This window comes from Streptomyces sp. NPDC026417, from assembly GCF_055567695.1.
The window spans coordinates 48265-71470 of the sequence record NZ_JBVHPY010000020.1 but is presented as its reverse complement, the minus strand read 5'-3'; the positions used below and the strand labels follow the sequence as shown (position 1 = coordinate 71470).

Annotated in this window: 19 protein-coding genes and 1 pseudogene; 11 read left to right on the top strand and 9 right to left on the bottom strand. The window is 72.4% G+C overall.

Annotated features, from left to right (window positions below; translation table 11 throughout):
• Window positions 1-3 precede the first annotated feature (3 nt).
• On the top strand, window positions 4-1797 hold the full coding sequence (locus ACZ4NT_RS28290) for a PP2C family protein-serine/threonine phosphatase (protein ID WP_467728156.1): 1794 nt from the start codon (window positions 4-6) through the stop codon (window positions 1795-1797).
• Window positions 1791-2267, top strand: coding sequence for a response regulator (locus ACZ4NT_RS28285; RefSeq protein WP_467728232.1), 477 nt, complete (start codon window positions 1791-1793; stop codon window positions 2265-2267). The genes ACZ4NT_RS28290 and ACZ4NT_RS28285 overlap by 7 nt, the downstream gene beginning before the upstream one ends.
• Here the strand turns inward: ACZ4NT_RS28285 and ACZ4NT_RS28280 are convergent.
• The 3 genes from ACZ4NT_RS28280 to ACZ4NT_RS28270 form a co-directional block, all read right to left on the bottom strand.
• A complete protein-coding gene (locus ACZ4NT_RS28280) occupies window positions 2219-4729 on the bottom strand; it encodes an ATP-binding protein (protein ID WP_467728155.1) in 2511 nt (836 codons plus the stop codon). The two genes, ACZ4NT_RS28285 and ACZ4NT_RS28280, sit on opposite strands and share 49 nt — an antisense overlap.
• Before the next feature lie 121 nt (window positions 4730-4850).
• A complete protein-coding gene (locus ACZ4NT_RS28275; RefSeq protein ID WP_121408998.1) occupies window positions 4851-6902 on the bottom strand; it encodes an NAD(+) synthase in 2052 nt (683 codons plus the stop codon).
• A 161-nt stretch (window positions 6903-7063) separates the two neighbouring features.
• A complete protein-coding gene (locus ACZ4NT_RS28270; protein ID WP_467728154.1) occupies window positions 7064-7633 on the bottom strand; it encodes a TetR/AcrR family transcriptional regulator in 570 nt (189 codons plus the stop codon).
• 75 nt (window positions 7634-7708) lie between these two features.
• Between ACZ4NT_RS28270 and ACZ4NT_RS28265 the strand changes: the two genes are divergently transcribed.
• Complete coding sequence (locus tag ACZ4NT_RS28265; RefSeq protein WP_467728153.1) at window positions 7709-8998, top strand: MFS transporter; 1290 nt, start codon at window positions 7709-7711, stop codon at window positions 8996-8998.
• Window positions 8999-9077: 79 nt separating this feature from the next.
• Here ACZ4NT_RS28265 and ACZ4NT_RS28260 read toward each other — a convergent pair whose 3' ends face one another.
• From ACZ4NT_RS28260 to ACZ4NT_RS28245, 4 genes and pseudogenes are all read right to left on the bottom strand, one after another.
• Entirely contained in the window at window positions 9078-9407 is a 330-nt protein-coding gene (locus ACZ4NT_RS28260; protein ID WP_467728231.1) for a glutaredoxin domain-containing protein, read from the bottom strand.
• 236 nt (window positions 9408-9643) lie between these two features.
• Window positions 9644-10730: pseudogene (locus ACZ4NT_RS28255) on the bottom strand (S-(hydroxymethyl)mycothiol dehydrogenase).
• 68 nt (window positions 10731-10798) lie between these two features.
• Window positions 10799-11383 carry a cytochrome P450 gene (locus ACZ4NT_RS28250; protein WP_467728152.1) on the bottom strand — a complete coding sequence of 195 codons (585 nt, stop codon included), beginning with the start codon at window positions 11381-11383 and terminating at the stop codon, window positions 10799-10801.
• Window positions 11384-11426: 43 nt separating this feature from the next.
• Window positions 11427-12455 carry a LysR family transcriptional regulator gene (locus tag ACZ4NT_RS28245; protein ID WP_467728151.1) on the bottom strand — a complete coding sequence of 343 codons (1029 nt, stop codon included), beginning with the start codon at window positions 12453-12455 and terminating at the stop codon, window positions 11427-11429.
• Between the two features lie 127 nt (window positions 12456-12582).
• Between ACZ4NT_RS28245 and ACZ4NT_RS28240 the strand changes: the two genes are divergently transcribed.
• From ACZ4NT_RS28240 to ACZ4NT_RS28215, 6 genes are all read left to right on the top strand, one after another.
• Window positions 12583-13584 (top strand): fumarylacetoacetate hydrolase family protein, encoded by a 1002-nt coding sequence (locus tag ACZ4NT_RS28240; protein ID WP_467728150.1) that lies wholly within the window; start codon window positions 12583-12585, stop codon window positions 13582-13584.
• Window positions 13581-14579 (top strand): cyclase family protein, encoded by a 999-nt coding sequence (locus tag ACZ4NT_RS28235; protein WP_467728149.1) that lies wholly within the window; start codon window positions 13581-13583, stop codon window positions 14577-14579. The genes ACZ4NT_RS28240 and ACZ4NT_RS28235 overlap by 4 nt, the downstream gene beginning before the upstream one ends.
• A 22-nt stretch (window positions 14580-14601) precedes the next feature.
• Entirely contained in the window at window positions 14602-15732 is a 1131-nt protein-coding gene (locus tag ACZ4NT_RS28230; protein WP_467728148.1) for an FAD-dependent oxidoreductase, read from the top strand.
• Between the two features lie 116 nt (window positions 15733-15848).
• Complete coding sequence (locus ACZ4NT_RS28225) at window positions 15849-16853, top strand: amidohydrolase family protein (RefSeq protein ID WP_467728230.1); 1005 nt, start codon at window positions 15849-15851, stop codon at window positions 16851-16853.
• The gene (locus ACZ4NT_RS28220) at window positions 16850-17788 is read left to right on the top strand and encodes a VOC family protein (RefSeq protein WP_467728147.1); all 939 of its coding nucleotides are present in this window, start codon (window positions 16850-16852) and stop codon (window positions 17786-17788) included. Before ACZ4NT_RS28225 ends, ACZ4NT_RS28220 begins: the two co-directional genes overlap by 4 nt.
• Before the next feature lie 189 nt (window positions 17789-17977).
• Window positions 17978-18949 carry a fumarylacetoacetate hydrolase family protein gene (locus ACZ4NT_RS28215; RefSeq protein ID WP_467728146.1) on the top strand — a complete coding sequence of 324 codons (972 nt, stop codon included), beginning with the start codon at window positions 17978-17980 and terminating at the stop codon, window positions 18947-18949.
• Window positions 18950-19045: 96 nt separating this feature from the next.
• Here the strand turns inward: ACZ4NT_RS28215 and ACZ4NT_RS28210 are convergent, their stop codons facing one another.
• Together ACZ4NT_RS28210 and ACZ4NT_RS28205 are read right to left on the bottom strand one after the other, a co-directional pair.
• Window positions 19046-20077 (bottom strand): SPFH domain-containing protein, encoded by a 1032-nt coding sequence (locus tag ACZ4NT_RS28210; RefSeq protein ID WP_467728145.1) that lies wholly within the window; start codon window positions 20075-20077, stop codon window positions 19046-19048.
• A 3-nt stretch (window positions 20078-20080) separates the two neighbouring features.
• Entirely contained in the window at window positions 20081-20512 is a 432-nt protein-coding gene (locus ACZ4NT_RS28205; protein ID WP_121409003.1) for an NfeD family protein, read from the bottom strand.
• Between the two features lie 264 nt (window positions 20513-20776).
• Here ACZ4NT_RS28205 and denD point away from each other — a divergent pair, with 264 nt between their 5' ends.
• Together denD and ACZ4NT_RS28195 are read left to right on the top strand one after the other, a co-directional pair.
• Window positions 20777-21793, top strand: a complete 1017-nt coding sequence (denD, locus tag ACZ4NT_RS28200) for a D-erythronate dehydrogenase (protein ID WP_121409004.1) — start codon at window positions 20777-20779, stop codon at window positions 21791-21793.
• Between the two features lie 196 nt (window positions 21794-21989).
• Window positions 21990-22832, top strand: a complete 843-nt coding sequence (locus tag ACZ4NT_RS28195; RefSeq protein WP_467728144.1) for an SCO4651 family lipoprotein — start codon at window positions 21990-21992, stop codon at window positions 22830-22832.
• Window positions 22833-23206: the final 374 nt, after the last annotated feature.

Sequence of the window (23206 nt, the reverse complement as noted above, 5' to 3'; positions counted from 1 at the left end):
TTCGTGTCCCAGGACGGCGCGTACTCATCGTCCCGGCCGGCGGCCGGTGACGAGTGGTCCGCAGTGCTGCACACCCTCTGGCAGGCGGCCGCCGAGGTCCAGGACGTCACCGGCCTCGCGGACGGCGTCTACCCGGCTCTGCTCTCGCACCCGGACGTGGTGGTGGGCGTCGGGAGCCGCTGGACCGCCCGTGACATCCAGTACGTCCGCCATTCCAGCGACGGAACCGCACGACCGGTCACCATCGGCCCCGTGGAGCTGGCGAAGTGGGGCGAGCACGTCTGCGCCGCGGCCCGCGCCGACGCCGTCCCCCACCGCCCGGAGGTCGTGCGTCACGTCCCCCTTCGGTCCGACGATGCCGTTCGGGGCCCCGAGGGTCGTCTCCTCCTCGCTGCCGGAGCCGTGCACGCCCTCGAATGCGTCATCCCGTTCGGCGGGTCCGACTGGGCGTCCCTGTGGGTGGGTCTCGCCGCACCACCGGCCGACGACGGCGTTCTCGAGGAACGGCTGCTCCAGGTGGCCGACGTCCTGATCGCGAGCAACAAGCGCATCGTGGAGTACCGCATACACGATCGGCGTCAGGTCGAGGACGCCTTCCTCGCCGAGGCCTCGCTCCAGATGGACGCCAGCCTCGACGTCGAGGAGACGCTGCGGCGGGTGGCCCGGCTCGCGGTCCCGGCCGTCGCCGAAGGATGTGTGGTCCACCTCTTCGAGCCCAACGGCGAACTCGCCCCCGTCGCATCCGCGCACGTCGCCGCCTCCGCCCAGAACTGGCTGGCCGGCGTGTCCCGCGAGGACTCGTGGCTGGCGAAGGCGCTGCGTGCGGGGGCCGAGGGGAAGGCGAGCGTGGTGCTGCGCGGCGCCGACCTGATGGGCGGCCCCTTCGGCGTCGGTTCCCCGGCCGCGGGAGCACCCGTACGAGCGGTGAGTGTGAGTCCGCTGCGGGCGCGGGGCCGCGCTCTCGGGACCCTCACCTTCCTGTACCACCGCGACGACGCCGACATCGGCAGCCCGCGTCTCCTGGACGATCTCGCGGGACGCGCCGCCCTGGCCATCGACACCAGCACGCTGTACGAGCAGCGGCGCCGCCATGTGGAGGTGCTGCAGCGGCATCTGCTGCCCCGGGCGCTGCCCGACGTCGAAGGCGTGGAGCTGAGCGCCGCCTACGCCGTGGCCGACTCCAGTCTCGACGTGGGAGGGGACTTCTACGACGCCGTCGTGACCGGCGACCGGATCGCCCTGCTGATCGGCGATGTCTGCGGCCGGGGCGCCGAGGCCGCCGCGCTCACCGGCCTCGCCCGGCACACCCTCCGCACCCTCTTGGAGGACCGCACTCCGCCCGGTCAGGCACTCGCCCGGCTGAACCGGGCCCTCCTCACCGAGCGGACGACCCGCTTCGTGACCGCGGTGGTCGCGGTGCTGACGCCCGCACCCGGCGGCTGGTCGGTCGAGGTGGCCAGCGCCGGTCACCCTCGTCCCCTGGTGCGAGGCGTCGACGGCCGGGTGCGGGAGATCCCCTGCTCCGGGATCTTTCTCGGGGTGCTGGAGGACGCCGACTACCGGCCCACCCGGCAGCGCCTCGCACCGGGCGAGGCCCTGGTGATGTTCACCGACGGCCTCACCGAGGCCAAGGGCGCCGACGGCAGTTATTTCGAGGACCACCTCACCGACGCGGTACGCGGGCTCGGTGACGCAACGGACGCGGCCGGGCGGCTCGTCGCCATGTCGGCGGACTTCCGCCGGCATGGCGACGACGACACAGCCGTCCTCATGGCCCAGCTGAAAGGACCATCGTGAAGCAGCCCGAACACGGCAGGTCGGTCGACCACGGCCGGGTACTGGTGGTGGAGGACTCCGAGGAGGACGCGGAGGCCATCGAACGCGCCCTGGCCCAGACCCATCCGGAGCTGCGGCTGGAGTTCGCGAACCGCGGCGAGGAGGTCGTCGCCGGGCTGCGGGGGGCCGACGAGCTGCCCGGGCTGATCCTCCTCGACCTCAACATGCCCGGCGCCAGTGGGCACACGATCCTCGGTGCCATCCGCTCCCACCCGGAGTTCTCGGCCGTGACCGTGGTCGTGTTCACCTCCTCCACCGCGCCCACGGAGGTCGACGCCTGCTACGCGGCGGGCGCGGACAGCTACATCTACAAGCCCGTCAACTTCCATCTGTTCCGCACGGTGCTGAAGGGCGCGGTGGACTACTGGCAGCAGACCACGAGTCACGCCGGGTCGGACGGAGCGGGCACCGGATCGCCGAGCGTGAAGTAGAAGGCGGAGCCGAGACCCGGCTCGCTCTCCAGCCACAGGCGTCCGCCGTGCCGCTCCACGATGCGCTTCACGACCGCGAGTCCCACCCCGGTTCCTCCGCCGTGGTCGCCGGGCCCGTGCAGCCGCCGGAACAGGTCGAACACCTCGGCCTGCCGGTCCGGCGGGATGCCGAGGCCGTTGTCGCGGACGACTAGGGCCTGCTCCGTGCCCGACCCGTTCGGCCGGTGGACGCTCTCCACCTCGATCGCCACCGTCCGGTCCGGCCGGTCCCCGGCGTACTTGGCGGCGTTCACCAGCAGGTTGACCAGGATCTCGTACAGGCGGTCCGGGTCGGCGTTCACCTCGGGCAGGGACGGCGGCCGCAGCACGGCCACGCGCTCCTCCGCCAGCCGCGGCCCGGCGACCTCCAGCGCCGCGTCGACGACCTCGTCCAGTGCGACGTCACGCCGCCGCAGGCCGGCGCGCCCCAACCGGGCGTAGTGCAGGAGTGAGTTGAGCAGCTCGTCCATGCGGCCCGCCAGACGCTCCATGGTCCGCAGCCGCGCCACGCTCCTGGCGTCCAGGCCGGCACCCGCGTCCTCCAGCGTGAAGGTCGCCGCGTTCGAGATGCCGCGCAAGGGTTCCTTGAGGTCGTGAGCGGCGGCGTGCGCGAACGAGTCGAGGTCCGTGTTAGTCATCCGCAGTTCCTCGTTGAGCTCGCCGAGGATGTCGGCGTGGTGCAGCACCAGCCCGGTCAGCATGCGCCACAACTCCCCGGCCGTCGCACGGTCCTGCGGTGTCCACGGCAGACTCCGGCCGCGCATCACGGAGCGGAGGACCTCGCCGGAGCCCCTCGGCGTCAGCCGCTCGCCGCGCGGGCCCACCTTGACCGGCACGGCCGGGTCGGCGGCCCAACGCCGCGGGACGGGCCGCTCGGTCCGCAGCCAGGCGAGGAAGTCCCCGGGCCGCAGGGGGATCATCAACACCCCCGCGGGCACGGCGTCCGACCCGTCCTCACCGGCCGCCCCCGCCGTGCCCGGACGGTCCGTCGGGTGCGCTGTCCCTCCCGTGTCCGGCCCGTCCGCCGACTGCGGGGTCCCTGCCACGTCCGGGCCGTCCGTCGGGTGCGGCGCTCCTGCCGTGCCCTGTCCGGCCGGGGTGCCGGGGCCGCCCGCCGTGGGTGCTCCCAGTGCGGCGGCCGTCTCCGGCGTCTCCTCGGCAGGCAGCAGCTCCGGCAGCCGGTCCGTGTCCCACACCGCTCCCGGCGGCAGTTGCGCCGCGCGTCGGCCGAGTTCGTCGGCCACGCGCCCGGACACCGGCGCCCCGGTGGACGTCAGACGGCCGCCTCGCATCAGCAGGACGGCGTCCGCCCCCATCAGGGCCCGCACCTCCGCGGCGTGCCGCACCAGCGAGGCCTCCAGGTCCACGCCCAGCAGTTCGGCCACTGCCGCCGCGCGTCCGCCGGAGCGGGTCAGCGCGTCCGCCCGCCCGCGCTCCTCGATGGCCGCCAGTTGCAGCGAGAACGCCGCGCCGAACAGCTCGCACGCCGAACGCACCTCGGGCGCCAGCGTCACCGGGGCGCCGCCGTGGCAGGCGATGAGCCCCCACAGCCGGCCCTCCCGCAGCACGGACACCGACATGGACGACCGCACACCGATGTTCCGCAGATATTCGAGGTGGAAGCCCGACACCGTGCGCAGCGCGGAGCCCGACAGGTCCAGCGGGGCCCCGGTCGCCGCCCTGACCTCCGGATACAGGCGGACCGTCGGATCGTCGACGTCCGCGATCACCCGGATCCAGTTCTCCTCGTACAGCCGGCGGGCCTGCGGGGGAATGTCCGTGGCGGGGAACCACAGCCCCAGCCAGGGCTCCCAGCCGTCGGCCACGTCCTCGGCCACCACCTCGCCGGGCCCGTCCGAGCCGTCGAAGCGGTAGGCGACCACGCGGTCGTACCCCGTCAGTTCGCGCACCTGCCGGACGGCGATCCGGCAGCAGTCCTCCACGGATCCGGCCGACCGCAGCCGTGCCAGTGCCCGGCGGATGCCCTGGTAGAAGCCGGAGAAGTGGAACGCCGCCGCCTCATCCCGGGGCTCGAACTCCAGGACGACCAGACCGTCCCGGCGGTGGGCGGACACGTCGAACGTCCGTCGTGCCGGTCCGGCGCCCGCCACGACGGGCAGAGCGGCACCCGTGCCGTCCTCGCCCGCGGTGGCGTCCAGCACCTCGGCCCAGTCGTCGGGGTCCAGCACCCCGAAGACGTGGGCGCCGACCAGGTCGGGGGCCGTGACGCCGAGCAGCGCGGCGCAGTTCTCGGCCGCCGTGTCCACGACGCCGGAGTCGGCAGCCACGGCCAGGAGGGTGCCGTAGGACTGCACTCCGCCCAGGAGGTGGATGGGCTCACGGACGCATTCGGAGAGGTCGAAGCCGCCGGGCACGACCGCCTCGGCCTCCCGCGCACGCTGAGACAGCCAGTCGGCTTCCACTTGTGATCACCTCACCCTTGCCTGTCGGTACGTGCCTGCGCGCCGCGTCGCCGCCCCCGGGCCGGCGGACGGGTCCACCGGCAGGGCGGCTCCCGGCGGGCACCGGCGGCGTCGCACCGGCTCAACCACCGCTCGTGTCGCCCGACATGTTCCAGCGGGCGAGGTCACGCAGCCAGGCCTGCGCCGTGCCGTCCGACGGGGCGCGCCAGTCGCCGCGCGGCGAGAGCGAACCGCCGGCCGAGACCTTGGGCCCGTTCGGCATGGCGGACCGCTTGAACTGCGCGAACGCGAAGAAGCGCCGGCAGAAGACCTCCAGCCACTCCCAGATCACCGGCAGGTCGTACTCCGCCCGCTTGGGCGCCGGGAAGTGCGGCGGCCAGACGCCCGCCTCCTTGTCGTGCCAGGCATGCCAGGCGAGGAAGGCGATCTTCGACGGCCGGAAGCCGTAGCGCAGCACGTGGAAGAGGGTGAAGTCGTGCAGCGCGTACGGCCCGATCTTGGACTCCGTGGACTGCAGTTCCTCGCCCGGGACGAGTTCGGGGCTGATCTCCGTGTCCAGGATCGCGGTCAGTGTCCTGCCGGTCTCCTCGTCGAACTGCTCGCTGCCGACGACCCAGCGGATCAGGTGCTGGATGAGCGTCTTCGGCACGCCGGAGTTGACGTTGTAGTGGCTCATCTGGTCGCCGACCCCGTACGTGCACCAGCCGAGCGCCAGTTCGGACAGGTCACCGGTGCCGAGCACGATGCCGCCGCGCTGGTTGGCCAGCCGGAACAGGTAGTCGGTGCGCAGTCCGGCCTGGACGTTCTCGAAGGTGATGTCGTACACCGGCTCGCCGGACGAGAACGGGTGGCCGAGTTCCTTGAGCATGAGCCGTGCGGTCGGCGAGATGTCGAGTTCGGCGGCGGTGATGCCGAGGGAGCGCATCAGCTTGTGCGCGTTGCCCTTCGTGTGGTCGCTGGTCGCGAAGCCGGGGAGGGTGAACCCGAGGATGTCGCTGCGCGGGCGGCCGGCGCGGTCCATCGCCCGCGCGGCGACGATGAGCGCGTGGGTGGAGTCCAGGCCGCCGGACACGCCGATCACGACCTTGGGGCCGCCGATCGACGCGAGGCGCTGCTGCAGGCCCGCGACCTGGATGTTGTAGGCCTCGTAGCAGTCCTGGGCGAGCCGGTCCGCGTCGGCGGGCACGAACGGGAAGCGCTCGACCCGGCGCTTGAGCCCGAGGTCCGTCTCCGGCGGGTCGAGGCGGAACTCCACCTGTCGGAAGCTGTCGGTGCGTGCGGCGTGGGCACGCCGGTTGTCGTCGAAGGTGCCCATCCGCTGGCGTTCCTGACGCAGCAGGTCGAGGTCGACGTCGGCCACGGCGTACCGGTCGTCCTGCGGGAAGCGGTCGGTCTCCGCCAGCAGGACGCCGTTCTCGTAGATCATGGTCTGGCCGTCCCAGGACAGGTCCGTGGTCGACTCGCCGAGTCCGGCCGCCGCATAGACGTAGGCGGCGAGGCAGCGTGAGGACGCGGAGCGGCAGAGCATCCGGCGGTCCTCGGCCCTGCCGACGGTGATCGGGCTGCCGGACAGGTTGGCGAGGACGGTGGCGCCCGCGAGCGCGGCTTCGGCGCTGGGTGGCACGGGGACCCACATGTCCTCGCAGATCTCGACGTGCAGGACGAGGCCGGGGACGTCCTGCGCGGCGAAGAGCAGATCGACGCCGAACGGCACGGCGGCGCCGCCGATCCGGATCGATCCGCCGCGCTCGTCGTCGCCCGCGGCGATCTGCCGCCGCTCGTAGAACTCGCGGTAGTTCGGCACGTAGGACTTGGGGGCGATGCCGAGGATCCGGCCGCGGTGCACCACCACCGCGCAGTTGTAGACGCGGTGGCGGTGGCGCAGGGGTGCGCCCACCACGAGCACGGAGGTGAGGTCCGCGGAGCCGGCCACCACGATCTGGAGGGCCTCCTCGACCTCGTCGAGCACCGCGTCCTGCAGCAGGAGGTCCTCGATCGAGTAACCGGACAGGCACAGCTCGGGGAAGATCGCGACGGCGACGCCCTCCTCCGAGCACCGGCGTCCCTGCCGCAGTACGGCCTCCGCGTTGGCCGGCGGGTCGGCGATGGCGGCGTGGCCGGTGCACGCGGCGATCCGCGCGAATCCGTGCTGGTAGATCGACCAGAAGTTCATCGAAACTCCGCATCCGTCCGGGGCCCGCGCCCCGGTCCGGTGGTGTGCGTACCCGGAACGCCCATGATCACAGACTACGGGTCGGTCCGCGTCACGGCGGAGGGGCGGCGCCCCGGTCGGGCCCGGCGCCGCGGGACGCGCACCCGTGCCCCCGCCCGCGGCTACTTGAGCGCCGCGGTGGCCGCCAGGAAGGTGGTCACGAGTTCGCGCGCCCAGTCGCCGGACGCGGGTCGGGCGCTGAAGATGGCGCGGTAGTACAGCGGGCCGAGCAGGAAGTCGACGGCACTGCCCACGGCGGGCGCCTCACCGCCCCGGGAGCGCTCGCGTTCGATGATGGCGCTCAGTTGCTCGTGCCGGTCCGCGGTGCAGGCGCAGCCGCCCTCCGGGCCGGAGCCGATCGTGGCGCGCATCAGGGCGAGTGTGTCCGGGTCGGCGAGGTCGGTGGCGACGTCCTCCATCCACCGCTCCAGGTCGCCGGCCAGCGAGCCGGAGTCGGGTACGACCACGTCGCCGCTGAACCGGCTGGTGGCGACGTCGTTGAGCAGCTGGGCGGCCGACCCCCAGCGCCGGTACACGGTCGTGGCGTGCACGCCCGCGCGGGCGGCGACGGCGGGGATTGTCAGCGCCTCCGCGGGCTCCTCCGCGAGGAGGTCCGCGACGGCGCGGTGGACGGCCGCCCGCACCTTCGCGGAGCGGCCACCGGGGCGTGCCTGAGCTGAAGCGTCAACCATGACGGAATTATCGCACTGATCGTTGCGTTAGTGGTAGCGTCCTTAACGCATCGATCACTGCGTTTGGAGAGAGTCGTGCCCGGTTCCGCCCTGCCCCAGAACCACACCTCCCCGCCCCCGCCCGCCTCCCCACCCGTCGCGTCCCCGCCCGGTACCGGGCGCCGCCTGGGGCATCCGGCGGCCTTCGCCGCCCTCGCGGTGGTCTTCGTGCTGTTCATGGCCGCGTCCAGCGCGCCGTCCCCGCTGTACGTCGTCTACCAGCAGCAGTGGAACTTCTCCGCCACCGTCCTCACCACGGTCTTCGCCGTGTACGTCCTCGGGATGATCGCGGCCCTCCTGGTGCTCGGCGCCCTGTCCGACCACCTCGGCCGACGGCCGGTCCTGCTGTCGGCGCTCGCACTCGAAGCGGTGTCGATGGCCGTGTTCCTCACCGCCGACGACGTGGCCCTGCTGCTGACCGCGCGGCTGGTCCAGGGCATAGCCACCGGCGCCGCCATGACCGCCCTCGGCGCGGCCCTGGCAGACCTCAACCCGGCCCACGCCCCCCACCGCGCGGGCGTCGTCACGGGCGCGGCACCCACGTTCGGCCTGGGACTCGGCTCCCTGGGCTCCGGCTTCCTCGTGGAGTACGGTCCGCACCCCACGCGCCTGGTGTACGCGCTGCTGCTGGGCGCGGTGATCCTGGCCGGCACGATGCTCCTGGCGCTGCCCGAGACCTCGCTCCGGCGTCCCGGCGCCGCCCGTTCGCTCCAGCCCCGGCTCCGGGTGGCCCCGCGCCTCCGGGCCGACCTGCTGGGACTGGTGCCGATCCTCGTCGCCAGCTGGGCGCTCGGCGGTCTCTACCTCTCCCTCGGCCCCTCCGTCGCCGTCGGGCTGTTCGGTCTGTCCAGCCACGTCGTGGGCGGTCTGGTGGTCACCCTGCTGACCGTGCCCGCCTCGCTCACCGCGTTCGCCCTGCGCGGCTGGCCAACCGCGCGCACCCTCACCTTCGGCGCGAGCCTGCTGCTGGCCGGCACGGCCGTCGCCCTCACCGGCGTCGAGGAGAACTCCCTGAGCACGGCGGCGCTCGGCACCGTCGTCGCCGGAGTGGGCTTCGGCGGCTCGGCCCTCGCGAGCTTCGGCACACTGGCCCGTATCGCCGCCCCGTCCGAACGCGGTGAACTGCTCTCGGTGGCCTTCGTGATCTCGTACCTGTCCTTCAGCGTGCCCGCGGTGGCCGCCGGAATCGCCGTCACCCACACGGGGCTGCACGAGACGTCCGTCGTCTACGCCGCGACGGTGGCCGTCCTCGCCGCCCTCGCCCTGCTCGCCCAGTGGCTGCGCTCCCACCGCACCCCCGGCCGGGGAACCTGCCCGCAGACCTGACGGCCCGACGACTCCCGGACCTGCCGGCCATGACGACCGGCCCCTGCGGGGCGAGGCACGGCCCGGCCGGACTCGCCCTTCACCCGGAGCGGGGCAGCTGCCGGCGCACCCAGCCCGGATCGGGATTGACGTGCGGCCGGCCCCCGACCACCACGGTCGGTACGGTCTCGTCGCCGTCATTGGCCGCCCTCACCACCGAGGCCCCGGCCGGGTCGCGCCAGATGTCGACCCAGTGCGCACGACGGGCACTGCGGCCCAGCCGGATCCGCAGACGCAGGCAGTACGTGCAGCCCGGCCGCCAGTAGACGACCGGACGGCCGTCGGCCGCGCTGCGCCGCTGCGCCTCCGCGGCGCCGACCGACCGCGGAAACGCCAGTGGCGAGTGCAGCCAGGCGGGCAGCAGGAACATCAGCAGAAGTACGCCCGCGGCAGCCGGCGCTCCTCGCGCGGCCGTCGTCGCCCCGAAGGCCGCACCACAGGCCACGAACACCACCGGCAGGAGCCACGCACGCGTCATGAGAACGCAGGCTATCGGCGGCCACGGACGTGCGTCCCACAGCGTCCGACCACCGGGCACCGGGCACCGGGCACCGGGCACCGGGGCGAGATTCCCGGCGCGGGTGCGCCGGACGCGGACGTGGTTCGTCAGAGGATCACCACCGAGCGCAGGACGTCGCCCCGGTGCATACGGGCGAAGGCGCCCTCCACCTCGTCGAGGGCGATCGTCTCGCTGACGAAGGCGTCGAGGTCCAGGCGGCCGTGGCGGTAGAGATCGATGAGCACGGGGAAGTCGCGGGAGGGCAGACAGTCGCCGTACCAGGAGGACTTGAGTGCTTCGCTGCTGGCCGAACACGTCCAGCAGCGGCAGTTCGAGACGCATGTCCGGGGTGGGGACCCCGACGAGTACGACGGTGCCCGCCGGATCGCGGGCGTAGAACGCCTGCCGGTAGGTCTCCGGGCGGCCGACCGCGTCGATGACGACGTCCGCGCCGTGGCCACCGGTCAGTTCGCGGGTCGCCTCGACGGGATCCGTCTCAAGCGAGTTGACCGTGTGGGTGGCCCCCATGTCCCGGGCGGTCCGCAGCTTGCGGTCGTCGATGTCCACGGCGATGATCCGGGCCGCCCCGGCGAGCCGGGACCCGGCGATCGCGGCGTCCCCGACACCTCCGCAGCCGATGACGGCCACCGCGTCGCCGCGGCCGACTCCGCCCGTGTGGACCGCCGCGCCGAGGCCCGCCATCACCCCGCAGCCGAGCAGCCCTGCGGCGGCGGGCGACGCGGCGGGGTCGACCTTCGTGCACTGCCCGGCGGCGACCAGCGTCTTCTCGGCGAAGGCACCGATACCGAGAGCCGGTGTCAGCTCGGTGCCGTCGGTGAGCGTCATCCGCTGCCGCGCGGTGCGAGTGTCGAAGCAGTACTGCGGGCGCCCTCGCCGACAGGCACGGCAATGTCCGCACACCGCACGCCAGTTGAGGACGATGACATCTCCCGGTACGACCTCCGACACCCCGGCGCCCACCCGTTCGACGACGCCGGCCGCCTCGTGGCCGAGCAGGAAGGGGAAGGCGTCGTCGATACCGCCCTCGCGGTAGTGCAGGTCGGTGTGGCAGACCCCGCACGCGCGCACCTGCACCACCGCCTCCCCCGGCCCCGGGTCGGGCACGACCACCGTCTCGACGCGCACCGGCTCTCCCTTGGCGCGTGCCACGGCACCGCGTACGTACTGGGGCATGGGCGAGGTCCCTTCGACTTGATGGTTCTGGGCTGTGGTGGCCCGACTCGGGCCGGGCGGCGTGGAGTTCAGCGCGCGAGGCGCACCCGCACCGGGAGCGAGGCCCACGAGCGGAGGGTGTTGTTGAGGTGACGCTCCGGGTCGCCGGCCGGCTCGATCCGGTCCACCCGGCGGGCGAGCGCGGTCAGCAGGGCCTCGGCCTCCAGACGGGCGACGTGCTGGCCGATGCACTGGTGGATGCCCATGCCGAAGCCGACGTGGCCGGACGGGTCACGCGTGAGGTCGAAGCGGTCGGGATCGGTCCACCGTGCCGGATCCCGGTTGGCGGACCCGAGGAACATCAGGACCTTGGAGCCCTCGGGGACGACCGTCCCCGCGATCACCAGGTCCGTCGTGGCGGTGCGGAAGAAGGTCTGCACGGGTGACTGCCGGCGCACCGCCTCGTCGAACGCCACCCGGGCCAGCGAGGGCCGTTCGCGCAGCAGCTGCCACGCACCGGGACGGGTGGCGAAGGCGTGGAGTGCGGCGGCCAGGCCGTGCACGGTGGTGTCGACGCCGGCGGTGAGCAGGGAGCGGACCACCAGAGGCGCCTGCTCGTGGGTGAGGTCGCCGCGGTCGGCGGCGGCCCCGCGCGCGGACGCGGGATGTGCCATGACTATGCGTTCCGCGCCCGCCCCTGCCCACCCCCGGCGCGATTCACGTTCCGGATGACTGCGATCCAGGGTGTGGATACCCGTACCCGACGTCGGCGGAGCGGGGCGGCTGTCCGTCCCGTGCCGGCCGCGACGGCCCGTCGTGCGGCCCCTCGTGCGGGCCCGGCGCCGCCCCGAGCCGCCTGCCGACCCGCGCGGCGGTCTCCCGCAGCCAGATGTGCGCGGCGTCGTGCGTGTGGACCGGGTGCCACCACAGGGCCTCCCGCAGCGGGACCGCCTCGTACGGCGGTTCCACCACGCGTACGGCGGCGAGCGGCGCGAGGAGCCGGGCGAGGCGCGCCTGGACCAAGGCCAGCCGCCGGGTTCCCGCGACCAGCAGCGGCAGGAGGTGGAAGCTGTCGACGGAGACCTCGACGCGCGGCTCGATGCCGAGCATGCCGAGCTGGCGCACCGCGGGGGCGTCGTAGGTGCGCTGGTAGGTGACCCACGGCAGCCGGGCCAGGTCCTGGCGGGTGAGTTCCGTCTCCACGCTGGGGTGGTCGTCGGCGACCAGGAACACCCAGCGGTCGTCGTAGAGGTCGGTCGCCGGGAAGTCGCTGATGACACCGTGGGGCATGAACAGCCCGTCGGTGGCGCTGAGCAGGGTGGCGGTGTCGTCGACCACGGTGGGCGGCGTCTGGGTGAAGCGGAGCCGGATCCCGGGAGCCTCCTCGTGCACGACGCGGGCCAGCTCGGTGCCGAAGACGGCGACGGCGTAGTCCGAGGCGACCAGCCGGAACTCGCGGCTCTCCGTGGCCGGGTCGAAGTCCGCCTGGCTGGCGAACAGCCGCTCCAGGACGTCGTAGGCGGTGGAGGTCCGGTCCAGGAGGACCTGCCCGAGGGCGGTGAGTTCGTAGTGGCCGCCGACGCGGGCGAGCAGGTCGTCGTCGAAGTGCCGCCGCAGCCGGGCCAGCGCGGCGCTCATGGCGGGCTGGCTGAGCCCGATGCGCTGTCCGGCGCGGGTGACGTTGCGTTCCTCCAGGAGGGCGCGCAGGGCGACGACGAGATTGAGGTCGAGACGGGCCAGATTCACGGGCTTCCCTCTGCGGTGCGGCGCCGAACAGGGAGGAATAGACACGGTGGATGGCGAGCATCCACAGAATCGATTTCCCTGATCGCGGGTGGCGGGTCCAGATTAGTCCCACCGCAATCAGGAGGACATGTCTGTGAAACCTGGATCCGCGTCCGCGCCCTTCGCCGGACCCTTCGCGCTCGGCACTCTGTCGACCCCGGGCGGGCCCGCCTTTCCCGCGCTCGTCACCCCCGACTCCCGGGTGCTCGACCTGCGAGCCGCCCTGCACCAGGAGCACGCGACGGTCCTGACCCTCCTGGACGACTGGGACACGTCTCGTGAGCGGTTGCGCTCCCTGGCCGGCGACGGCGACCTCGCCCGCAGGCCGCTCACCGACTTCCGGGTGCACGCCCCTGTCGCGCCGCGTCAGGTGTTCCAGTCGGGGGCGAACTATCGGCAGCACGTGATCGACCTGCACGTCGCCCATCGGGCTCCCGGCGACGACCGGCCGGAGGAGGAGCGGCGGGCGGAGGCAGCGGAGATCATGGACCGGCGCGCGACGGAGGACCTGCCCTACGTTTTCCTCGGCCTGCCGACCGCGATCACCGGCCCGTACGACGATGTCGAACTCCCCGCTTGGGCCGAACAGCCTGACTGGGAACTGGAGTTGACGGCGGTCATCGGCCGCACCGCCCACCGGGTGTCCGTCGCGGACGCCTTGGACCACGTCGCCGGCTACACCATCGCCAACGATCTCACCGACCGTGCCGGGGTCTTCCGCCGGGACATGCCGCAGATCGGCACGGACTGGCTGCGCAGCAAGAACGCGCCCGGCTTCACCCCGCTCGGCCCCTGGATCGTGCCCGCCGAGTCCCTCGCCGGAACCGACGATCTGCGGCTCACGCTGAAACTGAACGGCGAGACCATGCAGGACGAGTCCACCAAGGACATGATCTTCTCTGTGGCGCGGATGGTGTCCCACGCCTCCCAGAGTGCCCGCCTGCTGCCCGGTGACCTGGTGCTCACCGGCAGCCCGGCCGGCAACGGCATGCACTGGGGCCGCCTGCTGCGCGACGGCGACGTGATGGACGGCTCGATCACCGGGCTCGGCGCCCAGCGCACCCGTTGTGTGGCGGAGGCGGCACGGTGACCCTGGACCGCACCGACCCGGAGGGCTCGATCGCGCGGGCCGCCAAAGCCTTCTCCAACTGGGGACGTTGGGGCGAGGACGACGTTCTCGGCACGCTGAACTTCCTCGACGAGGCCGCCCGCCGCGGGGCCGCCGGGCTCGTCCGGCGCGGTGTCAGCTTCTCGCTCTCCCAGCGCTTCGACATGAACGGTCCGCAGAAGGGCTGGCGGCGGCGCACCAACCCGGTGCACACCATGCTCGACACCGGAACCGACGCGGTCCTCGGCAACCAGGGCTTCCCGCACGGGATAGGCGGTGCGGACGACGTGATCGCCATGCCGTTGCAGTGCTCCACGCAGTGGGACGGGCTCGGTCACATCTTCGACCACGGCAAGGCGTGGAACGGACGACCGGCCGAGCAGGTCGTCACTTCCGAGGGCGACCTCGTCACCGGAATCGAGCACATGGCCGCGCACGTGGCCGGCCGCGGCGTCCTGCTCGACGTCGGCCGCGTGTTCGGCACGGCACATGCCGACGCCGCCCCGGAGACCACCGGGACCGGGGGCGAACTGCCCGACGGATTCGCGATCACCGAGGAGCACCTGACGGCGACCGCCGAGGCGCACGGCGTCCGCGTGGGGCGCGGCGACATCGTGCTGGTCCGCACCGGACAGCTCACCCGGGCGCGCCGGGACGGCTGGGGCGACTACGCGGGCGGACCCGCACCCGGTCTGTCGTTCACCACGGCCGGCTGGCTGCACCGCACGGAGATCGCCGCGATCGCCACCGACACCTGGGGCTTCGAGGTGCGGCCCAACGAGTTCGAGCACGCCTTCCAGCCGCTGCACCAGGTCGCCATCCCGCATCTGGGCCTCCTCATCGGGGAGATGTGGGACCTGGACGCCCTCGCCGAGGACTGCGCAGCCGACGGCGTGTACGCATTCTCGCTCACCGCCGCACCCCTCCCCATCACCGGAGCGGTCGGCTCCCCCGTCAACCCGATCGCCGTCAAGTAGCGGTCGGAACAAGGGAGTTCCCATGACACCATCCCGTACGGTCCTCGTCGTCGGCGGCGGCGCGGCCGGCAACGCGGTCACCATCCTGCTGCGCCGTGCCGGATTCGCGGTGGACCTGATCGAGGCCAGGGACGACTGGAACGCCACCGCGGGCTCCGGCATCACCCTCCAGGGCAACGCCCTGCGCGTGCTGCGCGAACTCGGCGTGTGGGACCGCGTCGAGGCGTCCGGCTTCGGCTTCGGCTCGGTCGGCATCACCGCCCCCGACGGCACCGTTCTGCACGTGCAGAGCGATCTGCGCACCGGTGGCGACGACCTGCCCGCCACCGTCGGCATGCAGCGCCCCCAGCTCCAGCAGATCCTCATCGAGGCCGTCCGCGCGAGTGGCGCCGCCATCCGGCTGGGCACCACCGCGCAGTCCCTGGAGCAGGACGCCGACGGCGTCTCCGTCCGATTCGGTGACGGCTCCGAGGGCCGCTACGACCTGGTCGTCGCCGCGGACGGAGTCGGGTCCGCCACCCGCGCCGCGATCGGCATCACGGCGAAGCCCGAGCCCACCGGCATGGCCATCTGGCGCATCGCGGCCCCGCGCCCGGCGGGCGTGGTCCGCACCGACCTCGCCTACGGCGGTCCCGCGTACATCGCGGGCTACTGCCCCACCAGCGACAACACCCTGTACGCGTACGTCGTCGAGGCCCATCGCGACCGCGCCTCCCTGCCCGCCGAGTCCTACGCCGACGAGATGCGCGGCCTCACCCGGCACTACGGCGGCCACTGGCCGGAGATCACCGCGCACATCACCGACCCGGCGAAGGTCAACTACACGTGGTTCGACCGGATGCTGGTGGAGGACTCCTGGCACCGGGGTCGTGTCGTCCTGGTCGGCGACGCCGCCCACTGCTGTCCGCCCACGCTCGCCCAGGGCGCCGCGCTCTCCCTGGAGGACGCCTGGGTGCTCGCCCACCTGCTCGCCGGGGCCGAGACCTGGGACGACGCCCTTTTCCAGGCGTACTACGAACGACGGATCGCCCGGGTGCGGCCGGTGGTCGAGGCGTCGGTGCAGATCGGGCAGTGGCAGCTCGACGGCGTCCGCGACGCCGACGTGCCGGGGCTGATGGCCCGCACGATGACCATGCTCAGGGAGCTGCCGTGACCGGGCACCCCGAGTCCGCGACGTCCGTGAACGGACCCAAGGGGGCCGGGCACCGCGGATCCGGGCGCACCGAGTCCGGACGTACGGAGTCCTGGCGCACCGAGTCCGGTCCCACCGTGGACGTACACGCCCACGTCCTGCTGCCCGAGGTCGAGGCACTCGTGGCGGGTCTGCCCGGGCACGCCGAGGCACGGGAGCTCGACGCGCGCCGCAACGGCGCCGCCTCCCTCGCCGTAAGCGGCCCCATGGTCCGCGAACGCGTTCCGAAGATGACCGACGTCACCGTGCGCCTGGCGGCGATGGACGCGCAGGGCGTGGACGTGCAGCTGGTCAGCCCCTCGCCCTCGCACTACCACTACTGGACGGACGAGGAGACGGCCGAGAAGGTGTACCGGCTCGCCAACGAGGCGGTGGCCGCACACTGTTCGGACGCCCCCGACCGGCTGCGCGGGCTCGGCCTCGTCCCCCTCCAGCACCCCGGTGCGGCGGCACACGCCCTCGAACACGCCCTGGCACAGGGGCTGGCCGGCGTGGAGATCTCCAGCCACGCCCCCGGCCGCGAGCTCTCCGATCCCGCGTACGAGCCCTTCTGGACGCGGGCCGAGGCGACCGGGGCGATCGTCTTCCTCCACCCCTTCGGGTGCACGCTCGACGAGCGCCTCGACCGGTGGTACCTGTCCAACACCGTCGGCCAGCCCACCGAGAACGCGGTCGCACTCTCGCATCTCATCTTCTCCGGCGTGCTCGACCGCCATCCCGGCCTGAAGGTGATCGCGGCACACGGCGGCGGCTACCTGCCCACCCACATCGGCCGCTCGGACCACGCCTGGTCGGCCCGCCCCGACGCGGCCGCCGCCTGCGCCCACCCGCCCAGCAGCTACCTCGGACGGCTGTACTTCGACTCTCTCGTCCACGACCCCGGCGTCCTCCGGGAGTTGGTCCGGGTCGCGGGAGCGGACCGGGTGCTGCTCGGCTCGGACTTCCCCTTCGACATGGGCACCGACGACCCGGTGGGCGCCCTGCGCGCCGCTCGGCTGCCCGAGGCCGCTCTCGACGCCGTACGCGGCCGGAATGCCGCCGCCCTGCTCCACCTCACCCCACCCCCGGGAGGAACCTCATGAGCGCCCGTCTGCTCACCCATCTGCGGCACGTCGACCTGGCCGTGCCCGACTACGACAAGCAGCTCGACTTCTACTCCGGCGTCTGGGGGCTGACCAAGGTCGCCGAGGACTCCGGCATCTCCTTCCTGGCCGCCGAGGGCTCCCCCGAGCAGTACGTGGTCCGGCTGCGCAAGGCCGCCGAGAAGCGTCTCGACCTCGTCGCCTACGGCGCCGCGAGCGCGGCGGACGTGGACACCCTGGCCGCACAACTCCTCTCCGGGGGAGTGCAGTTGATCTCCCAGCCGGGCAAGATCGACACGCCCGGCGGCGGATACGGCTTCCGCTTCTTCGACGTCGACGGCCGCACCATCGAGGTCTCGGCCGACGTCGCGGTCCGGCGGCACCGCAAGATCGAGGAGAAGGAGGCGATCCCGGTCAAGCTGTCCCACGTCGTCCTCAACTCCCCCGACCTGAACCGCACGCGCGCGTGGTACGAGCGCCATCTCGGCTTCGCCCTCTCCGACACCCTCAGCTCACCGCACATGGGCGAGGTCATGCACTTCATGCGGATCAGCAACCAGCACCACTCCATGGCGATCGCCCAGGGCCCGCACACCGCCCTGCACCACGTGTCCTTCGAGATGCGCGGCATCGACGAGTACATGCGCGGCTCGGGCCGGGTGATCCGCGCCGGCCACCGGAAGATCTGGGGACCGGGGCGGCACATGGCCGGGGACAACACCTTCACGTACTTCCTCGACCCGCACGGCAACACCGTCGAGTACACCACCGAGTTGGAGTGCCTGGACGAGGACACCTGGCACCCGCACGTCTACGACTTCTCCCGGCCCGAGGTCACCGACCAGTGGGGCACCGCCAACCCCATGAACGAGCTGATCGCCAAGGAGTCCTTCAACGACCCCGACCGCGGCGTGTTCGTGGCCCCGCCCGTCTGATCTCCCGGCAGGTCACCAGGGCCGCGGTAGCGGTGCTCGTTTCCCGCTCACCCCGCCGCGCCCTCCGTACCCGGCCCGGGGCGTTCGGGGGCCTCACACCACGCGCCACCACGTCCCCGCCCCGGCCGGGAACACCGGGGAGCCTCACCACACCCCGTCCGTCCACCTGCTCGCCCCAGGAGCCATGCCATGCGTTTCGCCGCATATCACCACCGACACCGCAACAGAGTGGCCGTCGTGGAGGACGACGGCACACTCCTCCCCCTGCCGGGTGTCTCCTCGCTGACCACACTGCTGGAGCGGACCGCCGGCCTGCCGGGGCTGCTCGCCGCCGGACGGGAGGCACTCGACGTCCCGCCCGGCCCGCACGTCTCCCAGGTGACGCTGCTCCCCCCGCTCCGGCCCGCCTCGGTGCGGGACTTCGTCACCTTCGAGGAGCACGTGGAAGGAGTACGCCGCTCCGTCGACGGCGTCTCGGGCGTCCCCGACCAGTGGTACGCGGCGCCGACCTTCTACTTCGCCAATCCGCACGCCGTCCACGGCCCGCACGACGGTGTGCCGATGCCACCCGGGTCGACCGTCCTGGACTTCGAACTGGAGGTGGGCGCGGTGATCGGCCGGGAAGGCCGAGACCTCACGCCCGAGCAGGCCCGCGAGCACATCGTCGGCTACACCGTGTTCAACGACTGGTCGGCGCGCGACCTGCAGTCGGCGGAGATGAAGGTGGGCCTCGGCCCCTGCAAGGGGAAGGACACCGCGACCACGCTCGGCCCGTATCTGGTCACCGCCGACGAACTGCAGCCGTACCGCGACACCGAGGGCTTCCTGCGGCTGGCCCTGACGGCCGAGGTCAACGGCGAGGTCGTGGGCAAGGACCTGCTCTCCAACATGAGTTGGACGTTCGAGGAGATGACCGCCTACGCCTCCCGTGGCACACGTGTGATGCCCGGCGACGTGCTCGGTTCGGGGACCTGCGGCAACGGCGGCTGCCTCGCCGAACTGTGGGGCCGGCACGGCGAGCAGAAGCCGCCGCCGCTCAAGCCCGGCGACACGGTGCGCCTCACCGTCGAGGGCATCGGCACCCTGACCAGCACCGTGCTGCCCGGCCCCGAGCCGGTGCCCCTGCCGACGGGGCGGCGTCGCTCGCGTGAGCGGCCGTGACCGACCTCTGCCGCAAGAGACTCCTGGCCGGGTCGTCGTGACCGGTCTCGAGGACGCCGTCGCCCACATGAAGCGCGGCAGCTCGCCCGGTCGCCGTCAGCGAGGCGGGTGGAGTGAATCCGGCGTGGCACCTTCGGCCGTGGCTGCGTCGGCGAGGGCCGCTGCAGCGGCTTCCTCCGCCTGCGCCTTGTCGCTGGCGGCCTGAGCGATCATGTCGTCCGCAGGCTTTTCCCGGGTGGCGGGCGACTTCGGCAGCACCTCGGTGAAGGCGCGGGACACGCCCTGCAGCGCGGAGGTGATCTCACTGGGGATCACCCAGAAGTTGTTGCCCGACCCTTGCGCGAGCTGAGGGAGCGCTTGGAGGTACTGATAGGCCAGCAGCTTGGGGTCGGGGTCGTTTCGATGCACGGCCTGGAACACCTCGTCGATGGCCCGGGACTGGCCCTCGGCTTGAAGGATGGCGGCGGTGCGGTTCCCTTCCGCGCGAAGGACAGCGGCCTGTTTGTCGCCTTCGGCGGTGAGGATCTGGGACTGGCGTTGCCCTTCGGCCCCGAGGATCGCGGCTCGCTTGTCCCGCTCGGCCCGCATCTGCTTCTGCATCGCGTCCTTGATGGACTGCGGGGGGTCGATCGCCTTGATCTCCACCCGGTTCACCCTCAGCCCCCATTTTCCGGTGGCCTCGTCCAGCACACCACGAAGCTGGCTGTTGATGGTGTCCCTCGAGGTGAGCGTCTTTTCCAGGTCCATGGACCCCACGACATTGCGCAGGGTGGTGACGGTGAGCTGCTCCACCGCCTGGAGAAAGTTCGCGATCTCGTAAAAGGCGGCCCGTGGGTCGGTGACCTGGAAATACAGCACCGTGTCGATCTCGACCACCAGATTGTCCTCGGTGATGACCGGCTGCGGTTTGAAGGAGACGACCTGCTCGCGCAGATCGATCACCGGATGGACACGGTCGATGTAAGGGATCACGAGGCTGAGTCCGGGAGTCAGTGTCCGGTGGTAGCGGCCCAGCCGCTCGACGTTGCGAGCGCGCGCCTGGGGCACGATACGGACGGCCCGCACCACGGTGAAGACCGCGATCACCGCGACAATGAGGCCGGCGATGAGGAACGCCGAGGTTTCCATCTTTCAGTCCCTGGGGTAGACGATCGCAGTGGCGCCGCGGATCTCCATGACGTCGACGGTTTTTCCAGGAGGAATCACCAGCGTCTCGTCGTAGGCGCGGGCCGTCCACTCGTCGCCGTCGATGCGGACCCTGCCGCCCAGGCCCGTCACCTCCGAGACGACATAGGCGGCCTTGCCGACCAGTGCGTCCATGCCGAACCGCTCCCTCTGGGGCTTCAGGACGTGGCGTAGGGCAACGGGGCGCACGAACAGCACCGTGATGGTGGCAACGGCAGCGAACACCACGAATTGCAGCGGCACCGGCAGCCCGAGAACGGCGGACCCCGCCGTGACCAGTGCGGCGGCGCTCAGCATTCCGAGCGCCGCGGTGAGAGTGAAGATCTCCGCTGCGGCCAAGACCGCGGAAATGATCAACCAGATCAGCCATGGGTCCATGTGAGTGCCTCTTCCGACCGACTCGGGCGCGAAGGGCCTGACTGATACGCCATGAAAAGTTCACCTCTTAGCCTTTACCCCTTTTTACCCCTTTCGGGGGTCCTGGGAACTCAGCTCAACGCATCGTCGCGCGCACCAGCGCTCCCCTGCGCCCGGACGGGTGCGCGGCCCCCTGCTGAGCCACGCATGCCTGCGGTGGGCCTCGCGTGGGTATCACACCGGCGCGCACCGTGCGCCGAGGGGCTGCTGCCGAGAGGTGGACACGTGAGAATCGTGATCACGGGTGCGTACGGGTTCCTGGGACGTCTGCTCACCGCGGCACTGCTGCGGGCGCGCTCGTTCGACGGCGAGCCGATCACCCGGCTGGTGCTCGTCGACCGCGTCGTGTGCCCGGACCTGCCGCAGACGGCGGACCTGCTCGTGGAAACCGTGCACGGCGACCTGACCGCCCGTCTCGGTGAGGTCTTCTCCGAACCCGTCGACGTCGTGTTCCACCTCGCCGCCGCGGTGTCGGCCGAGTGCGAGGCGGATTTCGACGTCGGCATGCGGACGAATCTGGACACCACGCGCGCCCTGCTGGAGGCGGTCCGGGCCCAGTCGACGGCCGGTGGACCCGTGGCACGGCTGCTGTTCGCGAGCAGCATCGCCGTCTACGGTTCCCCGTCGTCCCAGCCCCTGCCGCCCGTGGTGAGCGAGGCGACCGTGCCGCTGCCGCAGTCGAGTTACGGAACGCAGAAGCTCGTCTGCGAACACCTCGTCGCGGACTGCACGCGACGCGGATTCGTCGACGGCCGCGTCGCCCGCCTGATGACCGTCGTGGTGCGGCCGGGCAGGCCGAACGCCGCCGCCTCCGGCTTTCTGTCCGGCATCATCCGCGAGCCGCTCGCGGGCCTTCCGGCCACCTGCCCGGTGGATCCCGGCCTGCGCGTCGCGCTGGCCTCGCCGCGGCGCACGATCCAGGGCATCCTCCGCGTCGCGGAGGCCCGACGGGGTAGCGGGCCCGGATGCATCGAGGGCCGGACGCCGGTCAACCTCCCCGCCCTCACGGTCTCCGTCGCCGAGCTGCTCGCCACCCTGCGGCAAGTGGCGGGCACCGCTGCCGACTTGGTCACCGTCGCCCCCGACCCGGCGGTCGAGGCCATCGTCGGCTCGTGGCCGGCCGTCTTCGACGGCACCCGCGCCGCCGCGCTCGGCCTGGAGCCCGACCCGAGCTTCCTGTCGGTGGTCCAGGACTACCTGGCAGACCACTCGGAAGCGGTCCACCTCTCGTCCCGCGGCTGACTCTGGCACGGCGGTCGGCCCGCGCCCGGCGGGCACGGGCCGACCCTCCCGTGCAGGGGCGACGACCGCTGTCCCGGCGGCCGAGCCTCGGAGCGTCTCAACTGTCCCTTATGTGAACTCGATTGGCCCCCGGTCCGGGCCCGGCTAGAGTCCGCCTCGCACCACGTACACAGAAAGCACACAGGGGGCGGGACACATGAAGCAGATCAGGACCGCGGCGTGGGCGGGCATCACCGTCGTCGCGCTGGCCGCGACCACCGCATGCAGCGCCGATGCCGCGCGGACGACCGCGGACGCCGTCAGCCACGCCGACACGATCATGGCGGCGCTCACCCGGGCCTCCGACAAGGCGTCCGAACTCGGCTCGGCCGAGGTCGAGTCGACGACCACGATCACCGCGGGCACGGGCAAGCCGGTCTCCATGGACGGCACCTACTCCTGGGGCGACGGCGCCGCGCTCGACGTGGAGATGGACACGGCCAACGCTCAGATGCAGTCCCTGCAGGACGACCCCACGCTGAACGTGCGGATGGTCGACGGGGCGTACTACTACGAGGTGGACCCGCAGCCCAGCGGCCCGCTCAAGGGCAAGCACTGGATGCGCATCGACGTGTCCGCGGTACTGGGCGACACGGGCGCGAACAACGTCGCGGACAACGCCGATCCGACCGCGGGTCTGCGCTACATCGCCGCCTCGAAGAACGTGAAGGACCTGGGCGAGGAGACGGTCCGCGGCAAGCGCGCGACGCACTACCGGGGCAGTGTCGGAGCGGAGCAGATCAACAAGTCCGATCTGACGGCCGCGGAGAAGAAGGCGGCGCTCAAGTCCCTGACGCCGAACGGCAAGCTGGTCCTGGAGATCTGGGTCGACGAGGACGACCTGCCGGTGCGCATGGCACAGCGCGGCGCCGGCATGTCGGTCACCATGGACTTCCTGAAGTTCGGGGCCACGAAGAAGATCACCGCCCCGCCGGCCTCGGACACCGGCGACCTCACCGATCAGGTGGAGAAGGCCCGCGAGCAGTCGCTCGACCAGTGAGACACTGACACCGCCACACGCCAGGGGCCCGGCCGTCGCAACGGCCGGGCCCTTCGCACGCGTTGCGTCCCGCCGCGTGCCCGTGTCCCGGGCACGCGGGCGGACATGGCAGGGCGTTCGAGGCCCCGGAAAACCTGCGCCGGTTGCGGTCGTGCGGGAAGCCGCGGCCGCACTGCGCACGCATCCAGGCGGTGGGGGGGGGGGGGGGGGGGGGGGGGGGGGGGGGGGGGGGAACCGCCCCCCCCCCCCCCCCCCCCCCCCCCCCCCCCCCCGCGCGACCCCCCCCCCCCCCCCCCCCCCCCCCCACCCCCCCCCCCCCCTCCCCCCCCCCTCCCCCCCCCCCCCCCCCCCGCCCCCCACCTACCTCCCCCCTC